We start from the raw sequence: 14,372 nt of genomic DNA, 5'->3' as shown, positions 1-14,372 counted from the left end.
ATAGGTAATTTCAGCGTGATTATTGTTAGATATTTGATCCGCGAAACACTCAAGAGCCAATTTGCGATTTTTTTCGTACTTTTTTTGGTGTTTGTAAGCCAGAAATTCATAAGTGTTCTTGCTGATGCTTCTGATGGGGATATTCCTGCTGGATTGATTTTCTCGATTGTTGGTTTGAACATGCCAGCAATGGGTCTGTTAATGCTGCCTTTAAGTCTGTATATCGGCATATTGATCACATTTGGTCGTCTGTATGCAGAGAGCGAAATTGTCGTAATGAACGCGACAGGTATTGGTAATAAATTCTTGGTTCAAGCGGCCTTATACCTAGCGTTGATTACTTCAGCGGTGGCGGCTTTCAATGCGTTGTGGCTATCGCCGTGGTCTCAAGACCGCGTTGAGCAGCTTTATGAGCAGGTAGCGTCAGAAAACAGCGTTGACCTACTTAAAAAAGGCCAGTTCCAAGGTACACCAGACGGTTCATCGGTTGTGTTCATCGATGACATTAAAGACAATACCTTGAGCAACGTTTTTGTTGCGCAGATGCGCCCTCGAGATTCGGTGTTACCGAGTGTGATGTTCTCATCTTCTGGTGAAGTAAAAGAGCTTTCGGACGGTCGTCAGATCATCACTATGAAAGAAGGTACGCGTTATGAAGGTGTGCCTACTCGCGTTGAATATATGATCACGAAATTCGATGAATACGAAGGTGTTATCGGCCAACGTGAGGTCAAAAAGAAAGGGCGAGACTGGGAAGCATACCCAACGGTTGACTTGATAGGTCACCCAGATCCAGAGGCGCAAGCGGAGCTACAATGGCGAATTTCGTTATTTGTGTGTATTCCACTCTTAACAATGCTCGTTATTCCTTTGTCTGCGGTGAATCCGCGTCAGGGACGGTTTGCCAAAATGGGGCCTGCGATTCTGATCTACCTAGCGTATTTCTTGGCGATCAGTGCAACCAAATCTGCATTAGAAGATGGTGACATCCCGGCTGCTATTGGTATGTGGCCAATCAATACGATGTTGCTGATTGTTGCTATCATGGCGAATATGATGGACAGCGTTGCTGCTAGACGAATAAAAGACAAATTCCGCAAGAAGAGGCTCGCGTAAGCTGTGTTCAAAATCTTAGACCTTTACATCGGTAGAACCATCATCTCTACCACTGCCTTGGTTTTAGCGACGTTTGTTGGCTTATCGGGCATCATCAAATATGTAGAACAGCTACGTAAAGTAGGGCGAGGTGTGTACGACCTCACTCATGCGTTGTACTTTGTGTTACTCAGTGTGCCGCGTGATATCGAAATGTTCTTTCCAATGGCGGCATTACTCGGTGCCCTGATCGGCTTAGGTATGTTGGCTTCAAGCTCTGAGCTGGTGGTGATGCAAGCTGCTGGTTTCTCTAAGCTAGATATCGGGTTATCGGTACTCAAAACGGCCGTCCCGCTCATGATAGTCGTTATGGCGTTAGGTCAATGGGGCGCTCCTGAGGCCCAGAAGATGGCCCGTGACTTACGTGCGTTTGCGATATCAGGTGGTAGCATTGTGTCTGTGCGCTCAGGTGTGTGGGCTCGTGACGCAAACGACTTTATCTTTATAGGTAAAGTCGAAGACGACAAGCTTTATGCTTTAAATATGTGGCGTTTTGATGATGATAAGAATCTACAAAAAGTTATTTTCGCCGAAGAAGTCGACTACCAACAAGATAACAACTGGCTGATGCGCTACGTACAAATTACGGACATGGAAAATGAAAACGTAATTTCGAAGCAAGACATCGAACAGATGGAGTGGCACACCTCTTTGGCACCAGATAAGCTAGCCGTGGTGACCGTGAAGCCAGAAGAACTGTCACTGAGCGGTTTGTATGATTATGTGACTTACCTAAAAGCATCGGAACAAGATGCATCTCGCTATGAGTTGGCGTTTTGGCGTAAGTTGACTCAGCCGCTTTCAATTGCTGTGATGATGTTAATGGCGCTATCTTTTGTTTTCGGTCCACTCAGAAGCGTGACCATGGGGGCAAGGGTATTGTCGGGCGTGGTTGCCGGGTTTACTTTTTACATATCCAGTGAGTTCTTTGGCCCATTAAGCTTGGTGTATGGCATATCCCCAGTGTTTGGTGCTTTGGCCCCGAGTTTGGTGTTCTTAGCTATTGCGATTGCACTGCTACGAAGAAAGCTATAACTGAAGCATCATCGAATAAACCAAGTTTTACCGAACCAAATGTAAAAGGAAGGCATTACGCCTTCCTTTTTTGTGTTCCTAGACAAGTTAATTTGCCTTAGGTAATACAACAACCTCTGTTTTGGCCCAAATGTCGTGGAAACCACGTTTCTTCGGATCAATCGGTACAGTCAGATTTGCCAAGCCAAAGCCAGATGTCGAAATACGAATCAGAGCTTGAGTTACCGCAATTGGTGCTCCGTCTTTGGCATTGCGAACTCGAAGCTTCCAAGCGCGCATCCCAAGAGTTTGTCCTGCTCGCGTCCAGAAGAACACAAAGAAATATATCCACACACCCGCAAGATAAAGTGTAAATAGAGGGCTGAATACAGGGTGCTTTCCGAGCATATCTGCGGCATCAGCGTACTCGCCATAGCTCAACAATCCTGCTGCATTTAGTGCAAACACAACGGCCATAACAATACCAGCGGCCATCATTTCAATTGCGATAATAATCAATGTGTCGTAAATCAACGCTGCAAGTCGACGAAAGAGACCAGCAGGTGGAAGAGTTGTAGACGTTGTCATTATTCCATCACTTACCTTAAAAATTGTGCGTCAGAATATAGATTCCCTCACCAAGAGAAAAGAGACCTAACGCACAGAGTCTTTAATTGTGTATAAACTAAGTGACTTTTCTGCCCTACGTTATCAGCACATGTCATGATACACGAGGCCGTGCAGCAATATGTTTCAACTGAATTCGATTCTCTTAACCATTGGCTCTTTGGTCTGTGACCAGATTAGATAGCTGAGAGAGTTGGTGTTTCTCATCTTCGGTATAATGTTGGCTTAATGAAAGCTCTAAAGCTTTTTCTGACAGCTTGATTGCTGGTGACAAAAATAACTTAGGGTGCATACTAGAGAGAGCTAGCAAGGCCTTTTGTAGGCGAATCTGTATTTGGAGTTGCGCTGCACCATCGTGTGCTATCGGCAAAAAGACATCATCAAACAAATCCTGGCAGCTCAATGCGGGCACAAATAGTCTAGGATATCGAGTTTTGGTAGGCGGCTCACTGAGTAGGTCTCCCCATAATGAAAGTGCTCGTACAGAACGCCCAAGAACGTCAATTGCGGTGCCATTATCATTTACAGCCGGAGATAGTGCTCGTGAGGCGATTTCCGCCATAACGACTAAACCAAAGCGAGGGTCCTGATCATATGAACGCTCTGTTCGAATCGTGAAGGCTGCCGTTACTTCGCTTTCGTCTGGCAATTCTCCACAAACCCAAGCCAATGGTTGACCTACGTACACAAAACTTCCCGGTTGTCGCTCAAGGTAGATGGTGCATTGGTTTGCTTCAGCAATACTATCGAGATGATGCATATCAACATGCTGTAAGTAGCCAATTTCTTGGCTCAAAATAGGTTTACTTCCTCTGGGTTTATGTTCTGGGTGGCTCCACGGGTGAGCACCTAGCCAACGCTCTTTGCCCCGTTTTCTTATCGCATCTAACAAGGCTTGCTCCACGTATGAAGTAGTTTCACTGACCCTTCCTAGTACGGAAAGGTGCTGAATCCAACGTAGCAGAGTGAGTATGATCATCACGATTACGGCGATAGTCACGATGAACAGATAAATTTGTGCTTGTTGATGATAGGCCCCAATACCTAGCGCGATAATTCCTACCAAACTAAATAGAAAAGAGCCAAGAAAGGTTGCTAAGGCATTTTGTGTTGTGCTGTCTTCCATCAACAGTTTTGTCGCTCGCGGCGTTACCCCTGCACTAGCGGCACTGTACGCTGAGACCATAATATTGAGAGAGAATGTAGTCACTGCAAGCATGGAGGTTGCGAGGATATTTAATATGTTGTTCAACAAATCCTTGCTGACGTTGATGGCAGGGGGCAGAGTAATGAACTGGTTTAAAACAATCGACATTAAGGCGGTAGCAACAGCAAGTAATGCGTAGAGTGACGTCCGGACCCACAGTTTTCGCGTCATCTGTTTCAGTAACCACTGCCATTTGGACCCAGTCATTCTTTGCTCCTATTCAGTTCTCACTAGAAAGTCGATAGAAAATTCAGAAAGTTATTCTTGCTTAAGCATAGGTTAAATGCCCGTCGTTCTGCTTGATATTTCATGCATCACGAAAGTAAGAAAGCTGCTTGCTTCAAAGAATGGTGCTCTTGAGGTGTGAATTACCACGATTCTGTTACCTTAATTGATAGATGAATTAAAAGTATGTGATTGAAAAGAGGTAGCGCATGATTGTAATTACAGGTGCAAGTAGCGGCTTAGGGGCGGAACTAGCAAAGCGTTATGATGCGGAAGGCAAAGAGACGTATGTAATAGGAAGAAATACAGAAAAACTATCCGCACTAGCAAAACAACTCTCTCATAACGTTGGTTATCAAGCTTGCAACCTCTCATTGCACCAAAATGTGAAACAGCTCTTTGATGGGGTGAAACAGTCCCCTGAAATGGTCATTCATAGTGCGGGAAGTGGTTATTTTGGCTTACTGGAAGAGCAGGAGCCGAAAGAGATTCAAAAGTTGATTGATAACAACCTGAATTCTGCGATTCATGTGCTAAGAGAGTTAGTAAAGCGTTACAAAGATCATCCAATAAAAGTGGTCATGATCATGTCCACAGCCGCGCAACAACCTAAAGCGCAAGAGTCTACGTATTGTGCAGTGAAATGGGCCATCAAAGGATTAATTGAGTCGGTTCGTTTGGAGCTAAAAGGAAAACCTATGAAAATTATCGCGGTTTATCCTGGTGGAATGGATACGGAATTCTGGAAAACAAGCGGCAATACGATGGACACGAGTCACTTCATGCAAGCACAAGATGCCGCAGAGATGCTCCATAATGCGTTGTCGAGCATTGGGAATGGTTATGTTTCTGATATTACAGTGAATAGAACTTAAAAAGAGTTTCGTATACTCTTTTTCATCTGGAAGAGTAGTAGAAAATGGAGCGTACGTTTCTTATGAGTACAGCTTTGTCACACTTTGTGGCGAAATTATCAGCAAACGATAGTTATTTAAGGTATTTCTGCTTGCGCAGGTCAAAAGCTTACGTATAATGCCAACCATCAAAGGGCAATAGCCCAAAGATGCCGGTGTGGTGAAATTGGTATACACGACGGATTCAAAATCCGTTGCCTTCGGGCGTGGCGGTTCAAGTCCGCCCACCGGTACCATACATAGAAAGGTCGCTTTTATAGCGGCCTTTCGTCGTTTTAGGTGCTCGTAAATATCAAAAGGAAGTTAGCGTTGCCTTCGCGGTGGCGGCAGGGATGCCAGTCCAATCAACTCTGTCCACCGGTACCATATTTTAAGACAGAGCCTCGATGAAAGTCGGGGCTTTGTTGTATATTGATCTTCAAAACAAAAAAGCGCGAGGGGTATGCCTCGCGCAAACTACTACATGGTGATAGTAGGAACAGCCTATAGAGCAGTGAACAAGGTATTCTGAGTGTTCGGAGTCCAGTCTGCTTGGGACACGTGCGGTACATCAACTAGATAACGCAAACCTTGATAAGTCACCACATCGCCTTGTTTATAGGAAACATTCAGAGTCCAGTTAGTGGCTGGGTCCGCATTTGTCCAGAGGCTAGAGGTTGGAGACGGTGCCCAATCTTGTTGTGCAGTATGGTTTGTTACAGCCTGGTATACAGTACCTAGGTGTAAGACGTAATCGCCAGCGTCGTAGTTATGACCAACTTGCCAGTTCGGTGTGTAGTTATCCATTGTGTCGAAGTCATAACCCGCTTGTTTTGCTAACTGTATAAACATAGCGAGCTTAGGTAGGTTTTGCGTTGCACCCATGCCACGCTTACCATCTTCAAATAGGAACTCGTGAGTTAATACGATAACTTTATCGGCGTGTAAAGGTGTACCACATGGGAACTCTTGAGCTTTGGAGTTGATCGGGTTAATCGTTGTTGGTGCACAAGTGTTTAACGCGGAATCCACATATCCAAGAAATGCTTCTGCTTCTGTAAGGCTGTTTGCTGGCATTTCAATGCCCCAATTTTCGGGTGCCCAGTCCACATCCCAACCGTGAGTTTGATAGCCGTTATTCGCTAGGATATTTTGAACCTCGATAGCTGCTTTTACACTGTTGGATGGGTTGGATGTATCGCATACATATCCTGGTTCCCAAGGTTTCAGGTTATCAGACGTGGCACATAACCCATCTGCTTTGAAGTCTTTCGTCACGCGCCAACCGTTGGTGTAGGGCAGTCTAGCAAACTCTGTTGCCTTGTAGTTCGGGTAGCTTGTAATGTTCGGCAAATACTTTGCTAACACAGATAAGTTTTCCGTAAACATTGAGGCATCGTAAACAGGGTCTTGATACGAGTTAAGCTGGTGGTCCCCGGTCGCATTACACTCCGCAGCACTGTTCGGTCCAAACTCATCCACGCAGTTGTGCACCATGTGATCGTAACTGTGGTTCGCAACAATATGACCAGTGTCTAATGCAAGCTTTAAGGCTTCTAGGGAACGGTCTTCATTCTCATCACCAATTCCATCTAAATGCCAAGCATTAAAGTAAAACGTCGCTTTGATATCTTCCTGGTTAAGTACTTGAATAACGTCAATAGATGCATTGATTGGTCCATCATCAAACGTTAGATAAATTGTGCCTTTAGAGTCGGTTTGAGCAAATGAGTGTTGTGATAGTGCGGCACTTACAAGCGTTGCAATAGCCAATTTATTAAATTTCATTCTCTATTCCTTTTAAGAAATTAATAACGACGTTGTCAGTAGTAAAATATTGATAATTTGAAACTTAATGTGATGTCTTAAATTATTTTATGACTTTTATCCTAGACCTAAATAATTACAAAAAAATAGGTGGTATTTTCTAAATTGGGATTGTGTTCACGAATAATGCAACCGGTTGCGCTTTTTTGTCTTGGTTATTTTTGCTACAGTTTTTGCAGGTTGAAATTTACACAACGGGAGTAAGGCTATGAAAAAGATCCTTTTATGCTGTAGCGCAGGGATGTCAACCAGTATGCTTGTTAAGAAAATGGAGCAAGCTGCTGAAAATAAAGGAATTGAATGCAAAATTGATGCGATGTCAGTGAATGCATTTGAAGATGCAATTAAAGAGTACGATGTTTGTCTTCTCGGGCCTCAAGTACGTTTTCAGCTAGAAGAGCTAAGAAAAACGGCGCAAGAGCATGGTAAAAACATTGACGCGATTTCTCCTCAGCATTATGGAATGATGAAGGGAGAGGAAGTACTAGAGCAAGCATTAGAATTAATTAACTAAACCATAGTTTTAAATTAAAAAAGATAACTGTACATCAAATATAAATATTTGATGCGGGATTCTTTTGCCTAAAATAAGGATGGATTCTATGAAGCTTTATGACGCAATTATAGGCGCAGTCGAAAAGCATATAGCCCCTATAGCAGCTAAAGTGGGGAATCAGCCCCATGTTCGCGCAATGAGAGACGGTTTTATTGTCGCAATGCCGTTTATTATTGTTGGTAGTTTCATTTTGATTTTTGCATTCCCCCCATTTGCCGAAGATACAACCTTTACTTTTGGTCGAATTTGGCTCGATTTCGCCACTACACATTTTGATACCATAATGATGCCCTACAACATGTCGATGGGGATCATGACCATTTTTGTTTCGCTGGGCGTTGCTTATAGTTTAGCGAAGGCTTACAAGATGGATGGGATCACGAGTGCTGTATTGTCACTAATGTCTTTTTTACTCATTGCGGCCCCAGCTAAAGATGGCGCGTTGTCTATGTCTCACATGGGCGGAACCGGGATCTTCACCGCAGTGATGTGTGCATTTTTCTCGGTGGAGCTCTACCGTTTTATGAAAAAGCACAATATTACGATTCGCATGCCAGAGCAGGTGCCACCGGCGATTGCGCGATCATTTGAAGTATTGCTACCAGTCTTAGCGATATTCATTACCTTATATCCACTTAGCCTTTTCGTACAAACCCAGTACGACATGCTGATTCCAGACGCTGTTATGGCTATCTTTAAACCGCTAATTAGTGCGTCTAACTCATTGCCTGCCATTATTGGCGCTTTATTGCTTTGCCAGCTGCTTTGGTTTGCGGGTATTCATGGTGCTGCAATTGTTGTTGGACTGCTTTCTCCAATCTTTTTGACCAACATTGGTGCCAACATTGAAGCCTTTGTTGCAGGTGAACCGATTCCAAACGTATTTACTCAACCGTTCTGGGATTTTTACATCTTTATTGGCGGCTCTGGTGCAACACTTGCTCTTGTTATGCTGATGTCGTTTAGCCGTTCTGTTCACCTTAAGAGCATTGGTCGAATGAGTGCGGTGCCTGGCTTTTTCCAAATCAACGAACCAGTGATCTTCGGTAGCCCAGTTGTGATGAACCCGACCTTGTTTATCCCGTTCGTCTTCGCTCCAGTCATCAACGCTACGATTGCGTATTTTGCTGTGCATGTCGGCTTTGTGGGTATGGGTGTCGCTACAACACCTTGGACAACACCGGCACTGATAGGTGCTTCGTGGGGTAGCGGTTGGACCTTTGCGCCAGTATTGCTCGTCATTGGTTTATTGATTCTTGATCTAATCATCTACTTCCCATTCTTCAAAATGTTTGAGAAGCAAATGTTGGAGCAAGAACTACCAACGACGAAGGAAACTAAAGGTGACACGCAGCCGTCAGGCGAAGGCGTTACTGCTTAACTGTGCTTAATGGGCCGCAATTACCGCGGCCCGATTTTCGGAGAGAAAATGATGGAACAAGAATTGGTTGTAATGGAGATCATTTGCAATGCTGGTGAAGCCAGAAGTTTAAGCTACGAGGCATTGCGTTTATCTCGAGAACAAGATTTTGAAGCGGCTGATGAGAAGCTCTCTCAAGCAAGAGAGTGCATTAATAAAGCCCACTTAATACAGACTCAGCTTATTGAAGAAGATCAGGGAGAAGGGAAAGTCCCGATGACGTTAGTGATGGTGCATGCTCAAGATCACCTGATGACTACGATTTTGGCTCAAGAGATGGCTGTAGAAATCGTCGCACTGAACAAAAAAATCTCGAACAAGTAAAGGGGGATGAAAATGTCTAGAGAGGCGATCAAACTTGCCATTATTGGCGGTGGTAGTAGCTATACCCCGGAATTGGTTGAAGGGGTTATTAAGCGCTTAGAATATTTACCCGTTAAGAAGATTCATTTTGTGGACATTGAGTCAGGAGCTGAGAAGCTTGAGATCATCAAAGGATTGGCTCAGCGAATGGTCGATAAAGCCGGAGCAAAAATTGAGATAAAAGCCGGTTTCGATCGCCGTGCTGCGATAAAAGATGCGGATTTTGTGATGACGCAGTTTCGTGTTGGTGGCCTTGCTGCACGCGCTAACGATGAGCGAATCCCAATCAAGTACGACGTCATCGGCCAAGAAACAACGGGCCCTGGTGGTTTTGCTAAAGCACTGCGAACCATTCCGGTCATTCTGGATATCTGTAAAGACATTGAAGAGTTGGCTCCAAACGCATGGATGCTCAATTTCACCAACCCAGCGGGTTTAGTTTCCGAAGCGGTCAGTAAGTACACCAAAGTAAAGAGTATTGGTTTATGCAATGTGCCCGTTTCAATGGAAATGATGATTGCAGAAATGATGGAGTGCGAGCCAAAAGAGCTGCAACTTGAGTTTGCTGGGTTAAACCATCTCGTGTGGGTACACAAAGCATGGCTCAATGGGGAAGATATTACTCAAACGGTATTAGAGAAAGTCGGTGATGGTGCCAACTTCAGTATGAAGAATATCTGGGAAGAGCCGTGGGATCCGGCATTTCTAAAAGCACTGGGGGCGATACCATGTCCTTATCATCGTTACTTCTACCAAACTGATGCCATGCTTGCTGAAGAGAAACAAAGTGCCGATGAAAAAGGCACTCGTGCTGAGCAGGTAATGGAAACAGAAAATGCGCTATTTAAGCTCTATCAAGATCCTACCCTCGATCATAAGCCGAAAGAGTTAGAGGAGCGGGGTGGTGCTTATTATTCTGATGCATCACTGAACCTAGTTGATTCAATTTATAACAATCGTAATAGTATTCATGTTGTTAACGTTTTAAATAATGGAGCGATCAACGGCCTACCTGACGATGCTGTGATTGAATGTAGTGCCGTGATTGGTAGCTGGGGGGCGAAACCTCTTGCGGTTGGCGAGTTGTCAAACAATATCAAAGGATTACTCCATCAAGTTAAAGCGTATGAGCAGCTAACAATAGAAGCTGCTGTCGAAGGTAATTATGACAAGGCGCTTATGGCATTAACCAATAACCCATTGGTGCCTGACATTGGCCGCGCCAAGTCAATCCTGGATGATATCCTAGCGGTGAACGCTCCGTATTTACCTCAATTTAAACTAACGACGTTGTAAGACAAGGAAGGGCGCCGATGAAAGTCATTTTTAATGCTGATGATTTTGGTTTAACGAGAGGTGTAAATAGCGGCATCGTTAAAGCTCATCAGCAAGGTGTGGTTCATTCAACCACCATGATGGTGGGTATGGATGCTGAGCAACATGCCTTAGAACTAGCTCGCCATAATCCAGACTTGAAAATTGGCGTTCATCTTAGGTTTACAGCAGGTGTGCCTATAACGAAGCATCCTAACTTGACCAACGGCCGAGCGCACTTTATCAACTATGACGAACTTTGGAGTAAGCAGGACTTCGAAACTCAGGTCATTTATGATGAAGCAAAAGCTCAGGTGGAACATTTTTTATCGCTTGGGTTAGAGCTAAGCCACTTAGATAGCCATCATCACGCGCATACTCACCCTCAAATTTTGCCCGTTATTAAAGAAGTAGCGAATGAATACCGAGTGCCACTGCGGGGCAGTGGCTTGTGTCAAGAATCGATGACAATCAGGTATATCTTTACTGATGAGTTTTATGATCAAAAAGTGAGCTTGGATGGCTTAATGGCACATCTATTGAGCTTAAAAGCTGACTATGACTTGGTTGAGGTGATGTGCCACCCGGCAGAGGCCGATCAGGCGCTTATCTTAAAGAGTGGCTATGCGCTTCAGCGAGAGCTAGAGTTACAAGTTCTTACCTCTCCCATTTTAAAAGAACAGTTAGCTCATCATGGTATAACTGTTACGGATTACTCTGAGCTTGTTTCTACCAATCAAATGGTCGGTGTATGATTAAAGGCTGCCAGCTTCGCCCCCTATAGCACCTTACGAATTGCTGGCAGCCGTTCTACACAAACGAATATTTAATAACAATTGCAGTTGGACCCAATAGCATTATGGCAAGGATTAAAGATGTAGCCGAACTCGCCGGTGTAAATCGCTCTACCGTTTCTCGAATTATTAATGGAGAGGGGAAATTTCGCGAGGAAACTCGAAAAAAAGTAGAGCAAGCTATGGCGCAATTGAATTATCGTCCTAGTGCAATTGCTCGTTCACTCGCAACCTCATCCAGTAATATGGTTGGGTTATTGGTGACTTACTATACGGGGGGCTTCTTTGGCGAGATGATGGAGCAGGTTCAGACCGAGCTGGATATTCATAAGAAGTTTTTGATTACAGCTCAAGGCCATCATTCTGCACAAGGTGAAAAAGAGGCAATTCAGCGTTTTAATGATTTACGTTGTGACGGCTATGTACTTCATAGTCGTTATTTGTCAGATGATGACTTACGTGAATTAGCTAAACAGCCAACACCTTTCGTTCTTCTGGATCGCTACGTGGAAGGAATAGAAGAGCGTTGTGTTACCTTTAACCATCATCATGCAAGCCGTATTGCCGTTGAGCACCTTTTAGCTGGTGGTCATCGAAAGATTGCTTGTATTGCCGGTCCATCCCAACGTCATAACAGTGTATTGAGAAAGCTTGGGTATATTGATGCAATGAAGGATGCTGGTATAGATATTGATGAAAGCTGGTGTGAAGAAGGGAATTATGGTCGGCAAAGTGGTTATGATGCAATGGCTGCAATTTTACAACGACACCCTGATGTGACGGCTGTCTTTTCGTGCAGTGAAGAAATGACGGTTGGCGCAATGCAGTACTTACACGAGCACAGTATTTCTGTACCAGAGCAAATCTCATTAACTAGCTTTGACAGTGTTGATCTTTGTGAAAGTCTTTACCCTACAGTATCAGCAGTGCACTTTCCTATCAGTGACATGGCCCGTCTAGCGGTACAAACGTTAATGGGGCTAGTCAAAGATCAAGAAGTAATAGACAAGCCAGTGTTCGAGGCCAAGCTTAAAATACGCAAAGCAGATCGCTCCTTAAAGTAGCTTACTTCTATCTAATTAAGTGAGTCGCTTAGAAATAACGGTTTGATGTTTTGATAGTTACTGATGAATTTATTCACAAAATTTACTAGTATTCTAACTCTCTTAAGAAATATAAATCAGTAGTGAATAAGTGGCAGCCATTAAACTAACGGTCGATCGTATTCAACCCGGATTACATATCCGTCTTCCGCTAAAGTGGAACGATCACCCCTTTCTACTCAATAGCTTTAAGATTAAAGACCAAGAGCAAGTCGAGATGATCCGCCACCTCGGCGTAAAGTTCGTTTACTTTAATCCAGAGCAAAGCGATGCCGTTCCACTCCCTGTTGATCAAAGACAAGCTGACAGAGTAACAAATGAAGCGTCGTTAGATCATGAAACTCAAAAAATGTGGCAAGAAAAACAGAACCGCATAGAAAAGTTAAGTGCATACCGTCGACGCGTGATTCAGTGTGAAAAAGAGTTTGAGCGCTCTCTGGCACGTATGCGTTCAGTCATGACTAAAATCCGTAACCGTCCGACAGCAGCAGTTGATGAAGCAAAGCTTCTTATTGAAGATATCGTCGAGAAGTTAATGTGCGATGATAATGTTACGTTACATCTGATGAACGGAAAAAATGAGTTTGAAGATATTTATTTCCACTCATTGAACGTGGCTGTTATCTCGATGATGATTGGCCGTGCTAAAGGGTACTCAGCAGCACAGTTGAAAGAGCTTTCCTTCTCCGCACTATTCCATGATATCGGGAAAATAAAAATCCCGACTGCAATATTAAGAAAGCAACTACCTCTAACAGAGCCAGAAACCAACTACTTAAAGTTGCACACTAAATATGGCGTCGATCTTGCGAGTCAAATCGAGGCTTTTCCCGAAGTCGCGAGAATTGTGATCGCGCAGCACCATGAGCTAAGAGATGGGTCTGGTTATCCTAAAGGCCTGAAAGGAGATGAGATCAACGAGTTTGCTCAAATTATTGCTGTAGCCAATGCGTTTGATAACTTGTGTCATACACCGATAGTCTCAGATCAAAAGATTCCTTATACCGCACTCTCTCATTTATATAAGAACTGTAAACACCTATATAAAGAAGAGAACCTGAACATCCTAATTAAGTTTATGGGCGTGTTTCCTCCGGGTACCGTAGTTCAGCTTTCTAATAATATGGTCGGCCTGGTTATCTCAGTGAATGCATCGCATTTATTATTCCCGAATGTCTTGGTTTACGATCCATCAGTACCAAGGACGCAAGCGCCAATCATTGATCTTGCCTCAAAAGATATAAAGATAGTTAACGCGATTCATCCGTCAAAATTACCGGATAAAGTAAAAGAGTATCTAAATCCGCGTTCGCGTATTTCTTATTTCTTTGATAGTGATGAGTAGTTATCCACAGCTTTTTGTGGGTAAATTGTATAAATCCTGAGTGTTATTTCTGGGTAATTTTAGGGTTGGATGGAAAGTATCCATTTGGCATGTTTTTTTAGAAAAAATGCATTTTTAGTATTGCCAAAGAAAATCTTCTCCCTATAATGCGCATCCATCGACACGGCAGACGCCACAAGGCTTTAGCAGGGTCGAAGAGGTAAAAAGCTTCTACAAAAAATTAGTTTAAAAAAGTGTTTGACACTAACAACTAAATCGCTAGAATGCACCTCCGCTTTGAGAGAAAAACTTCTCGCAAAGCAAGCTCTTTAACAATATAGACCTATCAATCTGTGTGGGCACTCGTTGATGATAATCCAAATAGTTTCTTCGGAAACAATTTAGGTTTCAATGATACGAAGTGACCATTGAATCGAAAGATTCAGCACAGTCAATTCAAACATTACTTATGTAATGTTCAGTATTCATTGAGCCGAACAAAATCTTAAATTGAAGAGTTTGATCATGGCTCAGATTGAACGCTGGCGGC

The 14,372-nt window shown here is 43.5% G+C and carries 13 protein-coding genes and 1 tRNA gene; 11 read left to right on the top strand and 3 right to left on the bottom strand.

The window, feature by feature from the left end; translation table 11 throughout:
• Positions 1–15: 15 nt before the first annotated feature.
• The gene (lptF, locus tag R7M72_RS19190; RefSeq protein ID WP_170897657.1) at positions 16–1,116 is read left to right on the top strand and encodes an LPS export ABC transporter permease LptF; all 1,101 of its coding nucleotides are present in this window, start codon (positions 16–18) and stop codon (positions 1,114–1,116) included.
• A gap of 3 nt (positions 1,117–1,119) precedes the next feature.
• A complete protein-coding gene (gene lptG / locus R7M72_RS19185; protein ID WP_005381071.1) occupies positions 1,120–2,190 on the top strand; it encodes an LPS export ABC transporter permease LptG in 1,071 nt (356 codons plus the stop codon).
• An 87-nt stretch (positions 2,191–2,277) separates the two neighbouring features.
• Here lptG and R7M72_RS19180 read toward each other — a convergent pair whose 3' ends face one another.
• On the bottom strand, positions 2,278–2,757 hold the full coding sequence (locus R7M72_RS19180) for an RDD family protein (RefSeq protein ID WP_318056294.1): 480 nt from the start codon (positions 2,755–2,757) through the stop codon (positions 2,278–2,280).
• A gap of 184 nt (positions 2,758–2,941) precedes the next feature.
• Entirely contained in the window at positions 2,942–4,210 is a 1,269-nt protein-coding gene (locus tag R7M72_RS19175; protein WP_017636178.1) for a DUF2254 domain-containing protein, read from the bottom strand.
• Positions 4,211–4,437: 227 nt separating this feature from the next.
• Here R7M72_RS19175 and R7M72_RS19170 point away from each other — a divergent pair, with 227 nt between their 5' ends.
• Together R7M72_RS19170 and R7M72_RS19165 are read left to right on the top strand one after the other, a co-directional pair.
• Positions 4,438–5,103 (top strand): SDR family NAD(P)-dependent oxidoreductase, encoded by a 666-nt coding sequence (locus R7M72_RS19170; protein ID WP_017636177.1) that lies wholly within the window; start codon positions 4,438–4,440, stop codon positions 5,101–5,103.
• 190 nt (positions 5,104–5,293) lie between these two features.
• A tRNA-Leu gene (locus tag R7M72_RS19165) sits at positions 5,294–5,378 on the top strand.
• A gap of 247 nt (positions 5,379–5,625) precedes the next feature.
• Here the strand turns inward: R7M72_RS19165 and R7M72_RS19160 are convergent.
• Positions 5,626–6,909: a carbohydrate-binding protein gene (locus tag R7M72_RS19160; protein WP_315956597.1), complete on the bottom strand. Its 1,284-nt coding sequence runs from the start codon at positions 6,907–6,909 to the stop codon at positions 5,626–5,628.
• Between the two features lie 247 nt (positions 6,910–7,156).
• Between R7M72_RS19160 and R7M72_RS19155 the strand changes: the two genes are divergently transcribed.
• The 7 genes from R7M72_RS19155 (at position 7,157) to R7M72_RS19125 (ending at position 13,843) form a co-directional block, all read left to right on the top strand.
• Entirely contained in the window at positions 7,157–7,462 is a 306-nt protein-coding gene (locus R7M72_RS19155) for a PTS sugar transporter subunit IIB (protein ID WP_025767645.1), read from the top strand.
• Between the two features lie 88 nt (positions 7,463–7,550).
• Complete coding sequence (locus R7M72_RS19150) at positions 7,551–8,885, top strand: PTS sugar transporter subunit IIC (RefSeq protein WP_005381064.1); 1,335 nt, start codon at positions 7,551–7,553, stop codon at positions 8,883–8,885.
• Between the two features lie 51 nt (positions 8,886–8,936).
• Complete coding sequence (locus R7M72_RS19145; RefSeq protein WP_031777269.1) at positions 8,937–9,248, top strand: PTS lactose/cellobiose transporter subunit IIA; 312 nt, start codon at positions 8,937–8,939, stop codon at positions 9,246–9,248.
• A gap of 12 nt (positions 9,249–9,260) precedes the next feature.
• A complete protein-coding gene (locus tag R7M72_RS19140; protein ID WP_005381048.1) occupies positions 9,261–10,583 on the top strand; it encodes a 6-phospho-beta-glucosidase in 1,323 nt (440 codons plus the stop codon).
• Positions 10,584–10,600: 17 nt separating this feature from the next.
• Positions 10,601–11,356, top strand: a complete 756-nt coding sequence (gene chbG, locus R7M72_RS19135; protein WP_315956596.1) for a chitin disaccharide deacetylase — start codon at positions 10,601–10,603, stop codon at positions 11,354–11,356.
• Positions 11,357–11,460: 104 nt separating this feature from the next.
• Entirely contained in the window at positions 11,461–12,459 is a 999-nt protein-coding gene (locus tag R7M72_RS19130; RefSeq protein ID WP_315956594.1) for a LacI family DNA-binding transcriptional regulator, read from the top strand.
• Between the two features lie 130 nt (positions 12,460–12,589).
• The gene (locus R7M72_RS19125; protein ID WP_005381029.1) at positions 12,590–13,843 is read left to right on the top strand and encodes an HD-GYP domain-containing protein; all 1,254 of its coding nucleotides are present in this window, start codon (positions 12,590–12,592) and stop codon (positions 13,841–13,843) included.
• The last annotated feature ends 529 nt before the right edge of the window (positions 13,844–14,372 follow it).

This window comes from Vibrio sp. YT-18, assembly GCF_033337345.1.
Lineage (GTDB): Bacteria > Pseudomonadota > Gammaproteobacteria > Enterobacterales > Vibrionaceae > Vibrio > Vibrio alginolyticus.
Note: the sequence above shows the minus strand (reverse complement) of the source record. Positions and strands in the feature narration are given on the sequence as shown.